Genomic DNA, 23,416 nt, shown 5'->3' on the forward strand with positions numbered 1-23,416 from the left:
AGGACAGTGGGATGAAACAAGTCCGCGAGAGCGAGAATAGCCCCGGAGGCGAGCCATTCTCCAATCCCGTTGGCCGGGTTCAGAAGGGCGGAGCTGACGCACTCGCGCCCTTTTCCAGGCAATTCACGTTGGTCCTGTTGCTAGCCCAGCAAGCGATCAGGCGGCATCGCGTTCCAGGGCCCGCAGCAGCTCCGCGAGCCGTTCCGCCGAGGCGGAAAGGTGGGGCGGCTGGAGCATCGTGAAGTGGTCTCCCGGCACGGGCAGCGTCCGGGGCTCCTGGGTCAGCCACGCTGTCCACCCCGTGGTGACCGGGGGTGTGAGTCCCTCGGTGGCCAGGAGGAGCACGGCGGAGCCGGTGAGCCGCCCCGGGACGTGGTGCCGCTGGGCCGCGTAGAGCCGCTGGAAGACGTGGAAGAGGCGCTCCGTCTCATCCAGGTCCAGGTCGGGCGCACCCGTGGGCAGTCGCCGGACCTGCTCCAGCAGCCACGCCAGGCGCTCCCGGCCCTCCAGCTGCCGCAGCTTCTCCACGTCCAGCGTGAGGGCGCGCCAGGGCAGGTTGAGGAGCTGGCCGAAGGTGGCGAGCTCTTCGAGGACGTCCGGCTCGGTCGCGGGCCGGGCGCTGGGGGCGGGCGTGTCGAGCATCACCAGCAGCTCCACCACCTCGCCCTGCGACTGGAGCTGGCGGGCCAGTTCGTGGGCGACGAGCCCGCCGAAGGACCAGCCCCCCAGCAGGTAGGGGCCGCGAGGCTGCACCGCGCGGAGCTGGGGGAGGTAATGCGCGGCCAGGGCCTCGACGGAGGAGGGAGGCAGCGCCCCGCCGTCCAGTCCGGGCGCACGGAAGGCGTAGAGGGGCCGGTCCGTGGGGAGGAGCCGCGCGAGGTCGGCGTAGGCATCCACGCCGCCGCCACCGCCGTGCACGAGGAACAGCGGGCGGCGCCCGTCCTGTCCTTGCTTGAGGCGCACCAGGTTGGAGGCGGGTGTCGCCTCCTCCCGCTGCGCGTCCAGGACGGCGGCCAGGGCCGCGACGGTGGGGTGCTGGAAGAGGGTGGCCAGCGACACGCGTGTCCGCACCGTCTTCTGGAGGCGGGACACCATGCGCGCCGCCAGGAGGGAGTGGCCACCGAGGTCGAAGAAGTTGTCCTCGGCGCCCACGCGCGGCAGGCCGAGCACGTCCGCCCAGAGCGCGGCGAGCTGTTCCTCGGCGGGCGTGCGCGGGGCGACGTACTGGCCAGCGCCGGTGGAGGACGCGTCCGGCGCGGGCAGGGCCTTGCGGTCCACCTTGCCGTTGGGCGTGAGGGGCAGGGCGTCCAGCCGCACCAGCGCGGAGGGCACCATGTACTCGGGCAGCCGCTGCTTGAGGAAGTCGCGCAGGGCGGCGAGGTCGAGGGAGTCGGCGGCGGCGACGTAGCCGACGAGGCGCTTGTCTCCGGGCCGGTCCTCGCGGGCGAGGACGACGGCCTCGTGGACTTCGGGGTGGCTGGCGAGGACGGCGCGCACCTCACCCAGCTCGATGCGGAAGCCGCGCAGCTTCACCTGCGCATCCGCGCGGCCGATGAAGTCGAGCGTGCCGTCCTCCAGCCAGCGCACCAGGTCTCCGGTGCGGTAGAGCCGCGCGCCCGGGACGCTGCTGAAGGCGTCGGGAATGAAGCGCTCCGCGGTGAGCGCGGGCTGGCCGATGTAGCCGCGGGCCAGTCCGTCTCCGCCCACGAACAGCTCCCCGACGATGCCCTCGGGCACGGGCCGACCCTGGGCGTCGAGCACGTACAGCCGCGTGCCGCCGATGGGCCGGCCGATGGGGACGGAAGCGTCCGCCTGGGCCGGGTCCGTCATGCGGAAGCAGGCGGCGAAGACGGTGGTCTCCGTGGGGCCGTAGCCGTTGGTGACGGGGATGCCCAGCTCCTCGAGCACGCGGCGCGCGTGAGGCGCGGGCACGACGTCGCCACCGGCGAGCAGCTGCTTCACCGGGCGCAGCACGTCCAGGTTGCCTTCCACCACCTGCGCGAAGAGGCCGGCCGTCAACCACAGCGTGGTGACACGCGCCTCACGGAGCACCTGGCCCAGCTCTTCCAGAGAAGGAGTCTGGGGCGGCATGACGACGAGGCGGGCGCCGTGCAGCAGCGCGCCCCAGATTTCGAGCGTGGAGGCATCGAAGGAGATGGGGGCCAGTTGCAGCAGCGTTTCGTCGGGTCCGAAGTGGGCGAAGTCGACGCCCAGCAGGGTGCGCAGGACGTTTCGGTGGGTGGTGCCCACGCCCTTGGGCCTGCCGGTGGAGCCGGAGGTGAAGTCCACGTAGGCCAGCGAGTCGGGCAGGGCGGCGGGTGACAGCGCCTGAGTCGGCTCGGAAGCGAGGGCGGCGTCCTCCAGCACGACGGTGGAGAGGCCCTCCACCGGGAGGCGGGGCGACAGCGCTCGGGTGGTGACGAGGGCCTGGGGACGGGTGTCCTCGAGCATGCCGGCCAGTCGCTCGCGCGGGTAGGACGGGTCCAGGGGGACGTAGGCGCCGCCGGCCTTGAGGATGGCTACCAGCGAAACGATGAGCTCCAGCGAGCGCTCGACGGCGAGGGCGACGCGGGAGTCGGCCCCCACGCCGAGGCGGCGCAGGTGATGTGCGAGCGGGTTGGAACGCTCGTCGAGTTGCCGGTAGGTGAGGCGAGAGTCGCCGAACTCCACGGCGATGTGGTCCGGGAAGCGGGCCACCACCCCGGCGAAGACGTCAGGCAGTGTGGACTCACGCGGGTAGTCGGAGGCGGTGGTGCTCCACTCCCGCAGCAGCTTGCGCTGTTCCGTCCCGCTCATCAGTGGCAGCGCCGCGAGGTTCTGCCGCGGGCGGGTGGTGATGGCTCCCAGCAGCGTGCGGAAGTGCTCGACGAGGCGCGCCGCGGTGGCGGCGTTGAACAGGTCGGTGTTGTACTCCAGCACTCCGGCCAGCCCCTGGGCGGTGTTCGTCAGCGCCAGCGTCAGCTCGAACTTGGCGGTGCTGTTCTCCGCTTCCAGCGTGGCGAGCCTCAGGCCGGGCAGGCGCAGCTCGGAGTCGGGCAGGTTCTGCAGGACGAACATCACCTGGAAGAGCGGCGGGCGGCTCAGGTTCCGCTCCGGCTGGAGCACCTCCACCAGCTTCTCGAACGGCACCTCCTGGTGGGCATAGGCGCCCAGTGTCGTCTCGCGCACGCGCTCCAGCAGGGACAGGAAGGTGTCCTCTCCGGAGAACCGGGTGCGCAGGGCGAGCGTGTTGACGAAGAAGCCGATGAGCCCTTCCGTCTCCGCGCGGTTGCGACCGGCGATGGGCGAGCCCACGACGATGTCGTCCTGTCCCGAGTAGCGGGAGAGCAGCGTCTGCCAGGCGGCGAGCAGCACCATGAAGAGGGTGGCGTTGTTTTGGCGGCCGAGCGCTTCGAGCTGCCCCGACAGCTCGGGCGACAGGGTGAAGGCGTGCGCCGCGCCGTGGAACGTCTGCACGGCGGGATGCGGCCGGTCGGTGGGCAGCTCGAGGGCATGCGGCGCCCCGCCGAGCTGCTGCTTCCAGTAGCCGAGCCACGCCTCGAGCACGTCTCCCCGCAGCCAGTCGCGCTGCCACACCGTGTAGTCGGCGTACTGGACGGGGAGGGGCGCGAGGCGGGGCGGCTCTCCGGACGCGGACGCCTGGTACAGCGCGGCCAGCTCGCGGATGAGCACGTTCATGGACCAGCCGTCCGAGATGATGTGGTGCATCGTCAGGAGCAGCACGTGCTCGTCGGACGCCAGCCGCGCCAGGGTGAAGCGGAAGAGGGGCCCCCGGACGAGGTCGAACGGCTCTCCCGCCTCGGAGATGGCCAGTCGCCGGGCGCCGGCCTCACGGGCCTCGGTGGGCAGGGTGCTCAGGTCCACCACCGGCAGCGCCGTCGCCGAGGCGGGGTGGATGCGCTGCTCGGCCTCGCCGTCGCGCGAGGCGAAGGTGGTGCGCAGCGACTCGTGGCGCTCGATGAGCGCATTCAGGGCCTGCTCCAGGGCGGGCACGTCCAGCTTGCCGGACAAACGCACGGCGGTGGGCAGGTTGTAGGCGGCGCTGCCGGGCTCCAGCTGGTCGATGAACCACAGGCGCTGCTGGGCGAAGGAGAGCGGGAGGGCCTGGGTGCGCGGCGCGGGCCGCAGGGGCGGCGCCTGGTGCTCCGGCGTGCTGGCCTGCTGGAGCGAGGCAATCCGCTGCGCGAGGCCGGAGAGGGTGGGGGCCTCGAACACGGTGCGCAGCGGCAGCTCGATGCGGAAGGTGGCGCGGATGCGCGAGACGAGCTGCGTGGCCAGCAGCGAGTGGCCTCCCAGGGAGAAGAAGCTGTCGTTCACTCCCACGCGCTCCACCTTCAGCAGCGCGGCCATGAGGTCCGCCAACGCCTTCTCGGTGGGCGTGCGCGGAGGCAGGAAGGCCTCCGCGGTGGCGCCCGACTCCGGGACGGGCAGGGCCTTGCGGTCCAGCTTGCCGTTGGGCGTGAGGGGTAGTGTCTCCAGGGTGACGAAGGCGGAGGGCACCATGTACTCGGGCAGGTGCTTCTGGAGGGCGGCGCGCAATGCGCCCGCGTCCAGCACCTGGCCCGAAGCGGCGGGGACGACGTAGCCGACGAGGCGCTGGTTGCCGGGCACGTCCTCGCGCACCAGCACGGTGGCGTCGCGCACCCCGGGGTGCTGCTTGAGGGCTGCCTCGATTTCGCCCAGCTCGATGCGCTGGCCGCGCAGCTTCACCTGGAAGTCGATGCGGCCCAGGTAGTCGAGCGTGCCATCCCCCCTCCACCGCACCTTGTCTCCGGTGCGGTACAGGCGCGCACCGGGCTCGGTACCGAAGGCGTCGGGGATGAAGCGCTCGGCGGTGAGGTGCGGGCGGTTCAGGTAGCCGCGCGCCAGGCCTTCTCCGCCCACGTACAGCTCACCGGGCACGCCCGTGGGGACGGGCCGCAGGTGCTCGTCCAGCACGTAGGCCCGGGTGTTCGCGATGGGCCGGCCGATGGGGACCACCAGCCCGGAAGGCTCGCCATCCAACCGCCAGACGGCGGCGTCGATGGTGGACTCGGTGGGGCCGTAGCTGTTGGTCAGGTGCACCTGGGGCAGGGCCTCGCGCACGCGTGGCGGCAGCTCCGGCGGAAGCGCCTCTCCTCCGACGAGGATGTGGCGCAGCCGGGTGGCGGCGCGCAGGCCGGGCTCGTCCAGCAGCACGCGCAGGAGCGAAGGCACCAGCTGGAGCACGGTGATGCCATGACGCACGAGGCAGTCGAGCAGGATGCCCGGGTCGCGCTGCGCGTCCGGCGGCGCCAGCACGAGCGGGGTTCCGGTGAGAATGGAGGAGAAGAGCTCCGCGACGGAGGTGTCGAAGCTCAGGGACGCGAGCTGGAGGGCCCGGTCGGCCGGGCCCAGGTCGAACGTGGTGTGCATCCACCGGGCGTGGTTGGCGAGCGAGCGGTGGGAGATGACGACGCCCTTGGGCGTGCCGGTGCTGCCCGACGTGTAGATGACGTAGGCGGCGCTCTCCGGCGGCACCGGGACGCTCACCGGGGTGGCTCCGGCGCGCGAGATGGCGTCCCAGTCCTCGTCGAGGCACACCACGGCGGGCCCCTGGGGCAGCAGGCCGCGCAGGTGCTGCTGGGTGAGCAGCACCGGGGCCGCGGTGTCCTGGAGCATGAAGGCCAGTCGCTCGCGCGGGTAGAGCGGGTCCAGCGGCACGTAGGCGCCGCCGGCCTTGAGCACCCCGAGCACCGCGACCAGCACGTCCAGCGAGCGCTCCATGCACAGCGCCACGAGGGTGTTCGGGCGCACGCCGAGCTGGCGCAGGTGCGCGGCCAGCACGCCGGAGCGCGCGTCGAGCTCCGCATACGTGAGCGAGCCCGCGTCGGAGAGGACGGCGAGCGCGTCCGGCATGCGCGCGGCCTGGGCGGAGAAGAGGTGGTGGACGCAGGCGTCGGACGGGAAGTCCGCGGCGGTGGCATTCCACTCCACCAGCACCCGGCGCTGCTCGGCCTCGTCCATCAGTGGCAGCGACGAGACGGGCAGCTCCGGATGGTCCACGACCGCGCGGAGCAGGGTGCGCAGGTGCTCCGCCATGCGCAGGGCGGTGCCCTCCTCGAAGAGGTCCGAGTTGTAGAGCAGTGTGCCCTGGAAACCGTCCGGCGCCTCTCCCAGCCCCAGCTCGAGCTCGAACTTCGCCGTGACGCCGTCCACCTCCTGTGGGCGCAGCACCAAGCCCGAGACGCGCGCCGTGGACGTGGGCGCGTTCTGCAGGACGAAGAGCACCTGGAACAGGGGGCTGCGGCTCATGTCCCGCGTGGGCTGCAGCTCTTCCACCAGCCGCTCGAAGGGCACGTCCTGGTGCTCATAGGCGCCCAGGGCCGTCTCCTTCACCTGCCGCAGCAGCTGGAGGAACGGCGCGCGTGCGTCGATTCGGGCTCGCAGGGCCAGGGTGTTGACGAAGAAGCCGATGAGGCCTTCGAGCTCACCGCGCTGGCGGCCGGCGATGGGCGAGCCGACGGTGATGTCGTCCTGCCCGGAGTAGCGCGACAGCAGCACCTGGAAGGCGGCCAGCAGCACCATGAAGGGCGTGACGCCTTCCTGCTGGCTCAACGCCTTGAGCCGGTTGGAGATGGCCGCCGGGATGAAGACCGGCACCTGTGCGCCGCGGACGGTCTGCACCGCCGGGCGCGGCTTGTCCGTGGGCAGCTCCAGCGCACGGGGCGCACCCACGAGCTTCTGACGCCACCACGCGAGGTTCTCCTTCAGGACGTCACCCTGCATCCACTTGCGCTGCCAGACGGCGTAGTCCGCGTACTGGAGCGGCAGGGGCGGCAATGGCGAGGGACGGCCGTGCAGGAACGCCTCGTAGAGGGCGGCGACCTCGCGCACCAGCACCCCGTTGGACCAGCCGTCCGAGACGATGTGGTGGAGGATGAGCGACAGCACATGCTCGGTGGGGCCCAGTTTCCACAGTCCGGCGCGGATGAGCGGGCCGGTGGCGAGGTTGAAGGGGCGCAGCGCGTCCTCGAGCAGTTGCGTGTCCAGCGCTTCGCGGGCGGCTTCGGGCGTCAGGCCGCTCAGGTCCACCACGTTCAGCGGCAGCTCGGCATATGGGAGGATGAACTGGAGCGGCTGGCCTTCCTGCTGGATGAAGAGGGTGCGCAGCGCTTCATGGCGCTGCACCAGCTCGGTGAGCACCCGCTGGAGCGCGGCCACGTCCAGCGTCCCTTCCAGCCGCACGAAGGCGGGCATGTTGTAGTTGGCGCTGCCGGGCTCCAGCTGGTCGATGAACCACAGCCGCTGCTGTGAGAAGGACAGGGGCATCGGGCCCGTGCGCGGCACGGGGACGAGGTCGGGAACCTCGGACCGCTTTGCCTGCTGGATGGCCTCGATGCGCCGTGCCAGCCCCGCGGGCGTGGGCTCCTCGAAGAGGGCACGCAGGGGCAGCTCCACGGAGAAGGTGGCGCGGATGCGGGAGGCAAGCTGGGTGGCGAGCAGCGAGTGCCCCCCGAGGGCGAAGAAGCTGTCGTCCGCGCCCACGCGCTCGACGCGCAGGAACTGGCTCATGAGCCCCGCAATCAGCTGCTCGGCCGGAGTGCGCGGAGCGACCCAGGGCGTGACCACGCCGACGCGGGCGTCCGGAGCAGGCAGGGCCTTGCGGTCCACCTTGCCGCTGGGATTCAGCGGCAGGGCGGGCAGCACCACCATGGCGGTGGGCACCATGAACTCGGGCAGCGTCTCGAGCAGCGCGGTGCGCAGCGCGGCCGTGTCCACCCTGGTGCCCTCACGGGCCACGACGTAGGCCACCAGGCGCTTGTCACCGGGTCGGTCCTCGCGTGCCACCACCACCGTGTCGTGCACCTGAGGCTGCTGGCGCAGGGCGGACTCGATTTCGCCCAGCTCGATGCGCAGGCCGCGCACCTTCACCTGGAAGTCGGCGCGGCCCAGGTACTCCACCGTGCCGTCCAGCCTCCAGCGGGCCACGTCGCCGGTGCGGTACATGCGCGCGCCCGGGGTGGTGCTGAAAGGGTTGGGGGTGAAGCGCTCGGCCGTCAGCTCCGGCCTGCGCCAGTAGCCGCGGCCCACCTGGATGCCGGCGATGAAGAGCTCTCCGGCGACGCCCACGGGGACCGGCTGGCCTGAGGCGTCGAGGATGAGGATTTGCGTGTTGGCGACGGGGCGGCCGATGGGCACGCCTCGGGCCAGCTCGTCGCGGGGGCAGGCGAAGTAGGTGACGTCGACGGCGGCCTCGGTGGGGCCGTAGAGGTTGTGCACCTCGGTGGCGGGCAGGCGCTGGTGGGCGCGGCGCACCAGCTCGGCGGGCAGGGCTTCGCCGCTGCAGATGAGGCGGCGCAGGTGGGTGAGGCCCTCCAGGCCGGGCTCCTCGACGAAGGCCTGGAGCATGGAGGGGACGAAGTGCACGGTGGTGACGCGCTCGTCGGCCATGAGCTTCGCGAGGTAGGCGGGGTCCTGGTGGCCGCCGGGCCTGGCGAAGACGAGGCGGGCGCCCGTCATGAGAGGCCAGAAGAACTCCCAGACGGAAACGTCGAAGGAGAAGGGCGTCTTCTGCAGCACCGTGTCGGCGGAGGTGAGGCCGTACTCCTGCTGCATCCAGAGGAGGCGGTTGACGATGCCGGTGTGGGCATTGGTGGCGCCCTTGGGGCGGCCGGTGGAGCCGGAGGTGAAGATGACGTAGGCGAGCGCGTCGGGGCTGGAGGTAGCTGCCGGAATCTCCGAAGCCGGGGGCAGCGAGGAGGCCCAGTCCTCATCGAGGCAGACGGTGCGCGAGGAGTGCGGAGGCAGCACGTCGACGAAGCGCCGGTGGGTGAGGAGCACCGGAGCGGCGGCGTCCTCCAGCATTCCGGCAAGGCGCTCACGAGGGTAGGCCGGGTCGAGCGGGATGTAGGCGGCGCCGGACTTCAGGATGGCCAGCAGCGCCACCATCATGTCGAGCGAGCGCTCCAGGCAGACGCCGACGAGCATCTCCGGGCCGACGCCGAGGAGGCGCAGGTAGGAGGCGAGGGTGTCGGCGCGGGCATCGAGCTGAGCGTAGGAGAGGGCCCGGTCCTCGAAGCGCACGGCCTCTGCGTCGGGCGTGCGGCGCACCTGGGCTTCGATGAGGGAGTGCAGGCAGACGTCGCGCGGGTAGGCCTCGGGCCTGCCCTGGAAGTCGACGAGCAGCTGGCGGCGCTCCTCGGCACTGAGCAGGGAGAGTGAGGCGACGGGCTGCTCGGGCCGGGACAGCAGGCCCTCCAGCAGCACCAGGAAGTGCTCCACCATGCGCGTGACGGTGGATGGCTCGAACAGGTCCGTGTTGTAGACGAGTACGCCGGACAGCCCCTCGGAAGTCTGGGCCAGGTCCAGGCTCAGGTCGAACTTCGCCGAGTCGAAGTCCATGTTCACCGCGCGCAGCTCCAGCGGCTCGGAGCCTCCCGGTCCCGCGGGAATCTCCACGGGTGCGTCCGGCGTGTTCTGCAGGCCGAACATCACCTGGAACAGCGGCGAGTGACTCATGTTCCGCTGCGGCTGCAGCTCCTCCACCAGCTTCTCGAAGGGGATGTCCTGGTACTCGTAGGCGCCCAGGGTGGTGGCGCGCACCTGGGCGAGCAGCTCGCGGAAGGTGGCCTGGGGCCGGATGCGCGTGCGCAGCACCAGCGTGTTGACGAAGAAGCCGATGAGGCCCTCCGTCTCCGCGCGGGTGCGGCCGGCAATCGGCGAGCCCACCACGATGTCGTCCTGGCCGGAGTAGCGCGAGAGCAGCACCTGCCACGCGGCGAGCAGCGCCATGAAGGGGGTTCCCCCCTCGCGCTGGCTCAGCTCCAGGAGCGCTTCGAACCGCGGCTTCGGCACGCGGACCGGCACATACGCGCCCCGGAACGTCTGGCGCGGGGGGCGGGGCTTGTCCGTGGGCAGCTCCAGCACGGGAGGCGCGCCGGAGAGCTGCTCGCGCCAGTACCCGAGCTGCTTCTCCAGCACCTCGCCCTGCAGCGACTTGCGCTGCCAGAGGGCGAAGTCCGCGTACTGCAGGGGCAGCGGGGGCAGCTGGGGCTCGAGCCCGGCGACGAAGGCGCCGTACAGCGTGGCGACTTCCCGGACCAGCACGCCGAGAGACCAGCGGTCCGAGACGATGTGGTGCATCGTCACCAGCAGCAGGTGTTCCCGCGCGTCCAGCTGGAACAGCAGGGCGCGCAGCAGCGGCCCGCGTGCCAGGTCGAACGGGCGCAGCGTCTCCTCGGAGATGAGCTTCCGGGCCCGGGCCTCCCGCTCTCCCGCCGGCACTCCGCCCATGTCCACCACGGGCAGCGGGAAGTCCGCGGACATGAGGATGCGCTGCATCGGCTCGCCGTCGCGCGAGGTGAAGACGGTGCGCAGTGACTCGTGGCGCTCGACGAGGGTGACGAAGGCCCGGGACAGGGCGGGGACCGTCAGCGCGCCGCGGATGCGCAGGACGGCGGGGAGCGCATAGGCGGGGCTGTCGGGGTCCAGCTGCGTGATGAGCCAGAGCCGCTGCTGTGCGAACGACAGCGGCCACTCGCCGTCGCGGCCCACGGCGGCGAGAGTGGGCGCCGTCGAGCCGTGCGCGCTCTGGGCGGTCAGGACGCGCTCCGCGAGCGTGGCCACCGTGGGCGCATCGAAGAGCGCCCTCAGGGGCAGCTCCACGCCGAGGGTGGAGCGGATGCGGGAGATGAGCTGGGTGGCGAGCAGCGAGTGCCCACCCAGTGAGAAGAAGTTGTCGGTGGCGCCCACGCGCTGCACCCGAAGCACCTGGGCGAAGAGCCCGGCCAGCTGCTCCTCGGTGGGCGTGCGCGGCGCGACGTAGGCCTCGTCGGAGGTGGACGACGACGACTCCGGAGCGGGCAGGCGCTGGCGGTCCACCTTGCCGTTGGGATTGAGCGGGAAGGCGTCCATCGGCACGAAGGCCGAGGGCACCATGAACTCGGGCACGTGCTGGCGCAGGTGGCGGCGCAGTGCCTGCACTTCAATCTTCTCGCCCGCCGCGGGGACGACGTACGCCACCAGGCGCTTGTCGCCGCCGGGAGAGTCCTGGCGCGCCATGACGACCGCGCCATTCACGGTGGAATGCTGGCGCAGGGCGGACTCGATTTCGCCCAGCTCGATGCGGAAGCCGCGCACCTTCACCTGGTGGTCGATGCGGCCCAGGTAGTCGAGCTGCCCGTCGGCGCGCCAGCGCACCAGGTCTCCGGTGCGGTACATGCGCGCGCCGGGCGTCGAGCTGAAGGGGTCCGCCATGAAGCGCTCGGCGGAGAGGTCGGGCCTGCCGAGGTAGCCGCGAGCCAGTCCGGCACCGGCCAGGTACAGCTCACCCGGCACCCCGATGGGCTGCAGCTGGAAGCTGGGGGAGAGGATGTAGCCGGACGTCTCGGGCAGGGGGACGCCGATGGTGGGCTCGCCGGGGCCTTCGGGGACGCGGGTGAAGGTGGAGTAGGTGGTGTCCTCGGTGGGGCCGTAGAGGTTGAAGACGTGCTGGACGGTGCCGGTGGCGTACAGGCCGCGCACCAGCGTGCCGGGCAGGGCTTCGCCGGCGAGGTTGACGGTGGTGACGGAAGGAGGAATGGCGTCCATCCGCAGCAGCTCCGCGACGGCGGAGGGCACGGTGTTGACGAGCGTCACCTCGGCGGCGGCGGGCAGCGAAGCGAGCTCCAGCGCGTTGGCGGCGAGCAGCACGGTGCCGCCGCAGGACAGGGGCGCGAAGAGCTCGAAGACGGACAGGTCGAAGCAGATGGAGGTGGCGGCCAGGGTGCCGGCGAGCTGCTCGCGCGAGAACGTGCGCAGCGACCAGTCGAGGAAGGCGGTGGCGCTGGCGTGGGAGATGGCCACGCCCTTGGGCTTGCCCGTCGAGCCCGAGGTGTAGATGACGTGCGAGAGGTTGTCGGGCACGGCAAGGCAGGGCGGGGTGGACGCGGGCGCCTGGGAGAACGCCTCCGGCAGCGCGTCCAGGCAGACGGTGCGCAGGCCCTGGGTGTCGAGCTGGAGCGAGGCGAGCAGGCGCTGGTGGGACAGCAGCAGCTGGGCGCCGGAGTCGGAGAGGGTGTAGTCGAGGCGGCCGCGGGGGTAGGCGGGGTCGAGCGGGACGTAGGCGCCGCCGGCCTTGAGGACGGCGAGCAGGGAGACGACGAGGTCCGCGGTGCGCTCCATGCAGACGGCGACGCGCACCTCGGGCGCGACGCCGAGGGATTGGAGGTGCCAGGCGAGGCGGTTGGCGCGCGCGTCGAGCTGCGAGTAGGTGAGGCGCTCGGTGCCCACGACGAGGGCGGTGGCGTCGGGGGTGCGGGCCACCTGGGCGGAGAGGAGCTGCGGGATGACAGCGCGCTGCAGGACGGTGCGCGTGTCGTTGAACTCCACCAGCAGCCGGTGGCGCTCCTCGGGCATGAGCAGCGCAATGGACTCGACGGGCTGGTCGGCCCGCGCCAGCAGTCCCTCCAGAAGCACCCGGTAATGCTCCGCGATGCGTGCGGCCGTGCCCTGCTCGAAGAGGTCCGAGTTGTAGAGCAGGGTGCCCCGGAAGCCGTCCGGCGACTCTCCCAGCGTCAGCGACAGCTCGAACTTCGCCGTGGCGCTCGCCACTTCCTGCGGGCGCAGCGCCAGTCCCGAAAGCCGTACCTCGGCCACGGGCGCATTCTGCAGGGCGAAGAGCACCTGGAAGAGGGGACTGCGGCTCAGGTCCCGCGTGGGCTGCAGCTCTTCCACCAGCCGCTCGAAGGGCACGTCCTGGTGGGCATAGGCGCCCAGGGCCGTCTCCTTCACCTGCCGCAGCAACTGGAGGAACGAGGCACGGCCCTCCACCCTGGCGCGCAGGGCCAGGGTGTTGACGAAGAAGCCGATGAGGCCTTCGAGCTCACCACGCTGGCGGCCGGCGATGGGAGAGCCGACGGTGATGTCGTCCTGCCCGGAGTAGCGCGACAGCAGCACCTGGAAGGCGGCCAGCAGCACCATGAAGGGCGTGACGCCTTCCTGCTTGCACAAGGCCTTCACCGAGTCGGCGACCGAGCTGGAGAGGGCAACGGGAATCTCGGCGCCGCGGTAGGTCTGCACGGGCGGGCGCGGCCTGTCCGTGGGCAGCTCCAGCGTGGAGAGGCCTGACAGGTGCTGGCGCCACCACGTGAGCTGCTCCTCGAGGACCGCGCCCTGCAGCCACTTGCGCTGCCAGACGGCGTAGTCCGCGTACTGGAGCGGCAGCGCCGGCAGCGGCGAGGGCCTGCCCTGGGAGAAGGCCTCGTACAGCGTGGCGACTTCCTGAATCAGCACGCCCAGGGACCAGCCGTCGGAGACGATGTGGTGCATGTTGAGCGACAGCACGTGCTCGGCGTCGCCCAGCTTCCACAGCCCCGCGCGGATGAGCGGGCCGGTGGCGAGATTGAAGGGACGCAGTGCGTCCTCGCGCAGCTGTTGCTCCAGCGCTTCCCGCGCGGCTTCCGGCGTCAGGTCCCCCAGGTCCACCGCGTTCAGCGGCAGCGTGGTGGGCGGAAGGACAACCTGGAGCGGCTGGCCCTCCCGCTGGGTGAAGACGGTGCGCAGCGCCTCATGACGCTGGACCAGCTCCACGAGACTCCGCTGGAGCGCGGCCACGTCCAGTACCCCCTCCAACCGCACGAAGGTGGGCATGTTGTAGGTGGCGCTGTCGGGTTCGAGCTGGTCGATGAACCACAGCCGCTGCTGTGCGAAGGACAGCGGCATCCCCCCGGTGCGTGGCACCGGCACCAGCGACGGAGTCTCGGAGCCCTGCTCGTTCGCGGCGGACCCGACGCGCGCGGCCAGCATGGCCACGGTGGGCGCCTCGAAGAGGGTGCGCAGGGGCAGTTCTACGTTGAACGCGGTGCGCACGCGGGACGCGAGCTGCGTGGCCAGCAGTGAGTGGCCTCCCAGCTCGAAGAAGCTTTCGGTGACTCCCACGCGGTCCAGGCCCAGGACCTGTTGGAAGAGCTCGGCCAGCCGCTCCTCGATGGGCGACCTCGGAGCGACGTACTCCTTCCCCACGGTATCCAGGGTCGGAGCGGGCAGGGCCTTGCGGTCCACCTTGCCGCTGGGGTTCAGGGGCAGGGCGGGCAGCACCACCATGGCGGTGGGCACCATGAACTCGGGCAGCGTCTCGAGCAGCGCGGTGCGCAGCGCGGCCGTGTCCACCTTGGTGCCCTCGCGGGCTACGACGTAGGCCACCAGGCGCTTGTCGCCGGGTCGGTCCTCGCGTGCCACCACCACCGTGTCGTGCACCTGCGGCTGCTGGCGCAGGGCGGACTCGATTTCGCCCAGCTCGATGCGCAGGCCGCGCACCTTCACCTGGAAGTCGGCGCGGCCCAGGTACTCCACCGTGCCGTCCAGCCTCCAGCGGGCCACGTCGCCGGTGCGGTACATGCGCGCGCCCGGGGTGGTGCTGAAAGGGTTGGGGGTGAAGCGCTCGGCCGTCAGCTCCGGCCTGCGCCAGTAGCCGCGGCCCACCTGGATGCCGGCGATGAAGAGCTCTCCGGCGACGCCCACGGGGACCGGCTGGCCTGAGGCGTCGAGGATGAGGATTTGCGTGTTGGCGACGGGGCGGCCGATGGGCACGCCTCGGGCCAGCTCGTCGCGGGGGCAGGCGAAGTAGGTGACGTCGACGGCGGCCTCGGTGGGGCCGTAGAGGTTGTGCACCTCGGTGGCGGGCAGGCGCTGGTGGGCGCGGCGCACCAGCTCGGCGGGCAGGGCTTCGCCGCTGCAGATGAGGCGGCGCAGGTGGGTGAGGCCCTCCAGGCCGGGCTCCTCGACGAAGGCCTGGAGCATGGAGGGGACGAAGTGCACGGTGGTGACGCGCTCGTCGGCCATGAGCTTCGCGAGGTAGGCGGGGTCCTGGTGGCCGCCGGGCCTGGCGAAGACGAGGCGGGCGCCCGTCATGAGGGGCCAGAAGAACTCCCAGACGGAGACGTCGAAGGAGAAGGGCGTCTTCTGCAGCACGGTGTCGGCCGGGGTGAGGCCGTACTCCTGCTGCATCCAGAGGAGGCGGTTGACGATGCCGGTGTGGGCATTGGTGGCGCCCTTGGGGCGGCCGGTGGAGCCGGAGGTGAAGATGACGTAGGCGAGCGCGTCGGGGCTGGCCTGGAGCGCGGGCAGCTCGGAAGCGGCGGGCACGGAAGAAGCCCAGTCCTCATCGAGGCAGACGGTGCGCGAGGAGTGCGGAGGCAGCACGTCGACGAAGCGCCGGTGGGTGAGGAGCACCGGAGCGGCGGCGTCCTCCAGCATTCCGGCCAGGCGCTCACGAGGGTAGGCCGGGTCGAGCGGGACGTAGGCGGCGCCGGACTTCAGGATGGCCAGCAGCGCCACCATCATGTCGAGCGAGCGCTCCAGGCAGACGCCGACGAGAATCTCCGGGCCGACGCCGAGGAGGCGCAGGTAGGAGGCGAGCTGGTTGGCGCGGGCATCGAGCTGAGCGTAGGTGAGGGCCTGGTCCTCGAAGCGCACGGCCTCTGCGTCGGGGGTGCGGCGCACCTGGGCCTCGATGAGGGAGTGCAGGCAGACGTCGCGCGGGTAGGCCTCGGGCTTGCCCTGGAAGTCGACGAGCAGCTGGCGGCGCTCCTCGGCGCTGAGCAGCGGGAGCGAGGCCACGGACTGCTCCGGCCGGGCCACGATTCCCTCCAGCAGCACCTGGTAGTGCTCCAGCAGGCGCGCGGCAGTGGCGGCGTCGAACAGGCCGGTGTCGTAGTCGAGCGCTCCCACGAGGCCTGTGGGCCCGTCCGTCATGAAGAGGTCCAGGTCGAACCGCGCGTGGATGTTCTCCTCGGGAACGGACTGTAGGTGCAACCCCGGCAGCTCCAGCCGGCCCATGGGCATGTTCCGCAGGGCGAACATCACCTGGAAGATGGGCGAATAGCTGAGGCTGCGCTCGGGCTTGAGCTCCTCCACCAGCTTCTCGAAGGGGACATCCTGGTGCTCGTACGCCGCCAGCGTGGTCTCCTTCACGCCCTGCAGCAGGGTGGCGAAGGAGGCGTGCCGGTCGATGCGCGAGCGCAGGACCAGCGTGTTGGCGAAGAAGCCGATGAGGCCTTCCGTTTCCGCGCTATTGCGGCCGGCGATGGGCGAGCCCACCACGAGGTCGTCCTGTCCCGAGTAGCGCGACAGCAGCACCTGGAACGCCGCCAGCAGCGTCATGAAGGGCGTGACGCCCTCGCGACGTGAGAGGGCCTTGATGCCGTCGGAGAGCGCCGCGCCCAGGGCGAAGGGCTTCCGGGCGCCGTGGTACTTCGGGACGGAAGGACGGGGCCTGTCCGTGGGCAGCTCCAGCAGCGCGGGCGCTCCGGCGAGCTGGCGCTTCCAGTAGTCCAGCCGCGTCGCCAGCGCCTCCCCCTGCAGCCAGCCCCGCTGCCACACGGCGAAGTCGGCGTACTGCACGGGCAGCGGCGGCACGCCGGCCTCCGTGCCGTTGACGTGCGCCGCGTACAGCAGACCCATCTCGCGCACCAGCACGCCCATGGACCAGCCATCCGAGACGATGTGGTGCATCGTCAGGAGCAGCAGATGCTCCTGCTCTCCCAGGCTTAGCAGCACCGTGCGCAGCAGCGGGCCCGTGGACAGGTCGAAGGGGCGCAGGGCCTCTTCGGCGGCCAGCCTCCGGGCTTCTTCCCGGCGCTCGGACTCGGGCAGGGCCCGCAGGTCCACCACCGGGAGCGGCAGGGGCGTGGGCGGGTGGATGAACTGCACGGGCTCGCCGTCGCGCGAGGCGAAGGTGGTGCGCAGCGACTCGTGGCGCCGCACCACCTCGGAGAGGGACTGCTGGAGTCCGGCCACGTCCGGCACTCCCTCCAGGCGCAGCGCGAAGGGCATGTTGTAGGACGCCGTGCCCGGCTCGAGCTGGTCGATGAACCACAGGCGCTGCTGCGCGAAGGACAGCGGCAGTGCCCCCGTGCGCGGCGTGGGGACGAGCTCCGGCGCCTCCAGGCCCTGGCTCGCCAGGCGCGCCGCGTCCACCGTCCGGGCCAGCGCGGAGAGGACCGGCGCCTTGAACAGCTCGCGCAGCGGCAGCGCCACGCCGAAGGTGGAGCGGATGCGCGAGGCCACCTGCGTGGCCAGCAGCGAGTGTCCGCCCAGGGCGAAGAAGTCGTCCTCGGCGCCCACGCGCGGGACGCCCAGCACCTGCGCCCAGAGGTTGGCGAGCAGCTCCTCGGTGGGCGTGCGCGGGGCGACGTGGACGTGCTCCGGCGAGAGCGTCAGGGCGTCCGGCGCGGGCAGGGCCTTGCGGTCCACCTTGCCGTTGGACGTCAGCGGCAGCGCGTCCAGCACCACCAGCGCCGACGGCACCATGTAGTCCGGCAGCCGCTCCGCCACGAAGGCGCGCAGCGCCGCGGTGTCCAGCGCCCGGGGCGCATCCCCGGCCGCGGGAGCGGGCACCACGTAGCCCACCAGCCGCTTGTCGCCGGGCCGGTCCTCGCGCGCGAGGGCCACCGCCTTGCCCACGCCGGGCCAAGCCAGCAGGGCGGTCTCGATTTCGGCCAGCTCGATGCGGTAGCCGCGCACCTTCACCTGCGCATCCGCGCGGCCCACGAAGTCGAGCAGGCCGTCCTTGCGCCAGCGCACCAGGTCTCCGGTGCGGTAGAGCCGCTCTCCGGGCACGCCGCTGAAGGCGTCGGGGACGAAGCGCTCGGCGGTGAGCGCGGGCTGCTCCACGTAGCCCCGGGCGAGGCCCTCACCGCCGATGTACAGCTCTCCGGTGACGCCCACCGGCACCGGCTGACCGTGCGCGTCCAGCACGTAGACGCGCGTGTTGCCCATCGGCCGGCCAATGGGCACCGCCGTGCCCGGCTGCGAGGGCTCCGTCATCCGGAAGGTGGTGGCGAAGACGGTGCTCTCCGTGGGGCCGTAGGCGTTGGTGACGGAGATGCCCAGCTCCTCCAGGACGCGGCGCGCCTGCGGCGCGGGCACCACGTCGCCACCCGTCAAGAGCTGCTTCAGGGGGCGCAGCGCCTCCAGGCCGGACTCCACCACCTGGGTGAACAGGCCGGCCGTCAGCCACAGCGTGGAAACGCCCGCGTCGCGCACCACCTGGCCCAACTCCTCCACCGAGGGCGGGTGCGGCGGGAAGACGACGAGGCGGGCGCCGTGCAGCAGCGCGCCCCAGATTTCGAAGGTGGAGGCGTCGAAGGAGATGGGCGCGAGCTGGAGCAGCGTCTCGTCCGGGCCGAGGTGGGCGTAGTCCACGCCGAACACGGTGCGCAGCACCGCGCTGTGCGTAATGGCGACGCCCTTGGGACGGCCCGTGCTGCCGGAGGTGAAGTCGATGTACGCGAGGCTGTCCGGCATGGCGGCCAGCGCGGGCGCGGTGGTGGGCTGCGTGGAGAGCGGCGCGTCCTCCAACACCACCGGCGTCAGGCCCTCCAGCGGCAGCTTCTGCAGCAGCGCTCGCGTGGTGACGAGCACGCGCGGGCGGGCGTCCTGCACCATGCCCGTCAGGCGCTCGCGCGGGTACGACGCGTCCAGCGGCACGTAGGCGCCACCGGCCTTGAGGACGGCGACCAGCGTCACCACCAGCTCCAGCGAGCGCTCGACACACGTGGCCACGCGCGAGTCGGTGGACACACCCAGGCCGCGCAGGTGGTGCGCGAGCGGGTTGGCGCGTGCGTCGAGCTCGCGGTAGGTCAGCTGCGTCCCCTCGAACTCGACGGCGACCTTGTCGGGGAAGCGGGCCACCACCTGCGCGAAGACGTCGGGCAGGGTGGAGGCGCGCGGGTACGCGGTGGACGTGGCGTTCCAGTCCACGAGCACCTGCCGGCGCTCGGCGCTGGAGAGCAGCGAGACGGAGCTCAGCGGCGCGTCGGGCAGGGAGGCGAGGCCGTCCACCAGCGCGCGGAAGTTGCCCAGCATGCGCTGGATGGTGACGGCCTCGAAGAGGTCGGTGTCGTAGCGCAGGGTGCCGCGATAGCCGTCCGCGGACTCGGAGAGGATGAGCTCCAGCTCGAACTTGGCGGTGGAGAGCTCCACCTCGAACATGTGCATCGTCAGCCCCTGCATGAGGGGCGACGTCGCGGGCGCGTTCTGCAGGGCGAAGAGGGCCTGGAACAGCGGCGTGCGGCTCAAGTCACGCGTGGGCTGCAGCTCCTCCACCAGCCGCTCGAAGGGGACGTCCTGGTGCGCGTACGCCCCCAGCGCCATCTCCTTCACCTGGCGCAGCAGGCCGCGGAAGGAGGCGGACTCCGCCAGCTTCGCGCGCATCACCAGCGTGTTGACGAAGAAGCCGATGAGGCCCTCCAGCTCGCCGCGCTGGCGGCCGGCGATGGGCGAGCCCACGACGATGTCGTCCTGGCCGGAGTAGCGCGACAGCAGCACCTGGAAGGTGGCCAGCAGCGCCATGAAGGGCGTGGCGCCCTCCTGCTGGCACAGGGCCTTGATGCGGCTGGCGACGTCCGCCGGGACGTGCACGGGCACCTGGGCGCCCCTGTAGGCCGGCACCGCGGGGCGCGGCTTGTCCGTGGGCAGCTCCAGCGCCAGCGGCGCGCCGGCGAGCTGCCGGCGCCACCACGCGAGCTGCTCCTCCAGCACCGGGCCCTGGAGCCACTCGCGCTGCCACACCGCGTAGTCCGCGTACTGCAACGGCAGGGGCGACAGCGGCGAGGGCTGGCCCTGGCGGCACGCTTCATAGAGCGCGGCGACTTCACGCACCAGCACGCCCATGGACCAGCCGTCCGAGACGATGTGGTGCATGTTCAGCTCGAACACGTGCTCGTCCGGAGCCAGCCGCCACAGGCTCGCGCGCAGGAGCGGGCCGTTGACGAGGTCGAAGGGCCGCAGCGTGTGCTCGCGGATCTGCTGCTCCAGCGCCTTCCGGGCGGCCTCGGGCGTCAGGCCGCTCAGGTCCACGAGGCTCAGCGGCAGCGCCACGTCGGGGAGGATGCGCTGGCGGGGCTGCCCTTCCTCCTCGCGGAAGACGGTGCGCAGGGCCTCATGGCGCCGCACCAGCTCCGTGAGGCCGTGCTGGAGCGCGGACACCTCCAGCGTCCCCGCCAGCCGCACGAAGATGGGCATGCTGTAGGTGGCGCCGCCAGGCTCGAGCTGGTCGATGAACCACAGGCGCTGCTGCGCGAAGGACAGCGGCAGCGAGCCCGTGCGCGGCACGGGGACGAGGGCGGGGACGCGGCTGTCCGTTTCGGAGCCTCGGGCCGCATCGATGCTCGCGGAGAGCTCCTCGAGCGTCGACGCGGCGAACAGCTCGCGCAGCGACAGCTCCACGCCGAAGGTGGAGCGGATGCGCGAGGCCACCTGGGTGGCCAGCAGCGAGTGGCCGCCCAGCTCGAAGAAGTCGTCGTGCACGCCCACGCGGGGCACCCGGAGCACCTCCGCCCAGAGGGCGGCGAGCCGCTCCTCGGTGGGCGTGCGCGGCGCGACGTAGCCCGCGGCCGCGCCGGACGACACCGCGTCCGGCGGAGGAAGGGCCTTGCGGTTCACCTTGGCGTTGGCCGTGAGCGGGAAGGCCTCCAGCCGCACCAGCGCGGAGGGCACCATGTACTCGGGCAGCCGCTGCTTGAGGTGCGCGCGCAGCTCGGCGAGGTCGAGCGGCTCGGGGGCCACGACGTAGCCGACGAGGCGCTTGTCGCCGGGCACGTCCTCGCGGACCAGCGCCACGGCCTCGCGCACGTCGGGGTGGCTCGCGAGCGCCGCCTCGATTTCGGGCAGCTCGATGCGGAAGCCGCGCAGCTTCACCTGCGCGTCCAGGCGGCCGAGGAACTCCAGCGTGCCTTCCGCGCTCCAGCGGACGCGGTCTCCCGTGCGGTAGAGGCGCGCGCCGGGAAGGCCGCTGAAGGCGTCGGGGACGAAGCGCTCGGCGGTGAGGGCCGGCTGCTCCACGTAGCCGCGGGCCAGGCCGTCACCGCCGATGAACAGCTCGCCCGGGACTCCCACGGGCACGGGCTGGCCGTGCGCGTCCAGCACGTAGACGCGCGTGTTGGCCAGCGGCCGGCCGATGGGCAGCACCGCGCCCACCTGCGCCGCATCCGTCATGCGGAAGGTGGTGGCGAAGACGGTGCTCTCCGTGGGGCCGTAGCCGTTGGTGACGGGAATGCGCAGCGTCTCCAGCACGCGGCGGGCATGGGGCGCGGAGACGACGTCGCCGCCGGTGAGCAGCTGCTTCACCGTGCGCAGGCCCTCCAGGTGCCCGTCCACCATCTGCGTGAAGAGGCCCGCGGTGAGCCACAGCGTCGTCACGCCGGTGCGCTGGAGCACCTCGCCCAGCTCCTCCAGCGAGGGCGCCTGCGGAGGCATCACCACCAGCCGTGAGCCGTGCAGCAGCGCACCCCACAGCTCCAGCGTGGACGCGTCGAAGGCGACGGGAGCGAGGAGGAGGAACGTTTCCTCCGGTCCGAAGCGGGCGAAGTCGACGCCGAACACCGTGCGCAGTACGGCCGCGTGCGGCGTGCCCACGCCCTTGGGCCGGCCGGTGGAGCCGGAGGTGAAGTCGATGTACGCCAGGCTGTCGGGCAGCGCGGCCGGCGCGGGCGGGGTGGCGGGCCGCGAGGCGTACTCCACGTCCTCCAGCAACAGGGTGCTCAGGCCCGCGGAGGGCAGCTTCTGCAGCAGCTCCCACGAGGTGAGGAGCACGCCCGGGCGCGCGTCCTCCACCATGGCCGCGAGGCGCTCACGCGGGTACGCCGGGTCCAGCGGGACGTAGGCGCCGCCGGCCTTGAGGATGGCGACCAGCGCCACCACCAGCTCCACGGAGCGCTCCACGGCGATGGCCACGCGCGAGTCCGTCGTCACGCCCAGCTCGCGCAGGTGGTGCGCGAGCTGGTTGGCGCGCTCATCGAGCTGGCGGTAGGTGAGCTTCGAGTCGCCGGACTCGACGGCCACCGCGTCGGGGAAGCGCGCCACCACGGACGCGAAGACCTCCGGCAGCGTGGAGCCGCGCGGGTACCCGGCGGAGGTGGCGTTCCAGTCGACGAGGACCTGCTGGCGCTCGGCGCGGGAGAGCAGGGGCAGCTCGGACAGGCGGTGCTCCGGATGCGCGACGATGCCCTCCAGCAGCCGCTCGAAGTGCGTGAGCAGCCGCGTCACCGTCGCGCCGTCGAACAGGTCCGTGCGGTACACGATGGCGGTGCGCAGGCCCTGGGGCAGCTCGGTGGCCAGCAGCATGAGGTCCACCTGGGCCGCGCCGCTGTCCACGGGCTGGGCTTCCATCCGCAGCCCGGGGGCCTCCAGCGGCGGCATGGGCGCGTTCTGCAGCGCGAACATCACCTGGTACAGCGGCGTGACACCGACCTGCCGCTCCGGCTTCAGCGCCTCCACCACCTTCTCGAAGGGCAGGTCCTGGTGCGCGAAGGCGCCCAGCACCTTCTCGTGGACGCGGCCCAGCAGCGCCCGGAAGGATGGGTCTCCGGACAGGTCCGCGCGCAGCGCCAGCGTGTTGACGAACAGGCCGACGAGCCCTTCCAGCTCCGCGCGGTTGCGGCCCGCCACGGGCGAGCCCACCACCACGTCCACCTGGCCGCTGTAGCGCGACAGCAGCACCTGCCAGGCGGACAGCAGCACCGTGAAGAGGGTGCGGCCCTCGCGCAGGGCCAGGGCGCGCAGCGACTCGAGCAGCTCGGGCGGCAGCAGCCTCGTCTGCCGCGCTCCCCGTGAGCGGGTGTCCGCGGTGCGGGGCCGGTCCGTGGGCAGCTCCAGCACCGCGTTCGCATCCAGCTCGCGGCGCCAGTAGCCGAGCTGCGTGTCCAGCGTCTCACCCCGGAGCCAGTCGCGCTGCCAGGCGGCGAAGTCCGCATACTGCAACGGCAGCGGCGGCAGGGACGCGGGCCGGCCCGCGGCGAGCGCGGGGTAGAGCGCGCCCAGCTCCCGCACCAGCACGCCCATCGTCCAGCCGTCGGAGACGATGTGGTGCACGTTGAGCAGCAGCAGGTGCTCGCGCGCGTCCCAGCGGTACAGCACGGCGCGCAGCAGCGGGCCGTGCTCCAGCTCGAAGGGCTGCTTCGCGTCCGCGTGCAGGCGGCGCCACGCCTCCGCCTCCTGCCCGTCGCGGAGGTCCACCACCGGCAGCTCGACGTCCGTCGCGGGGGCGATGTGCTGGAGCACCCGGCCGTTCTGCTCGAGGAAGGTGGTGCGCAGCGCCTCGTGGCGCTGCACCAGTTCCTGGAGCGCGAGGCGCAGGGCCTCCACGTCCAGCTCGCCGGACAGCCGCACCGCGCTGGGGCTGTTGAGGGCGGCACTCCCCGGGTCCAGCCGCTCCTGGAGCCACATCCGCTCCTGCGAGAAGGACACGGGCGCCCGCCGGGAGTGACGGGCCTTGTCGCGCAGCAGCTCGGCGAGCCGTGCGCGCTTCTGCTCAGGGGTGAGCGCCATTGCGGTACTCCAAATCCAGAAGTCAGCGCGAGCCGGAAAAATTATCGTGGTGAGTACGTGGGAAGTACCCTGTCCGGTTCGCCAACGGCCATATGACGTAGACACCCTGGCCTCTACACCATCCCCCCCACGCACGCCTGCCAGCACT

General features: G+C 72.0%; 1 protein-coding gene. It reads right to left on the reverse strand.

Annotation, left to right across the window (positions count from 1 at the left end):
- Positions 1–156 precede the first annotated feature (156 nt).
- Entirely contained in the window at positions 157–23,268 is a 23,112-nt protein-coding gene (locus ACX9TP_RS13275) for a non-ribosomal peptide synthetase (protein ID WP_482980084.1), read from the reverse strand.
- Positions 23,269–23,416: the final 148 nt, after the last annotated feature.

It is taken from the genome of Pyxidicoccus sp. M15, from assembly GCF_056858435.1.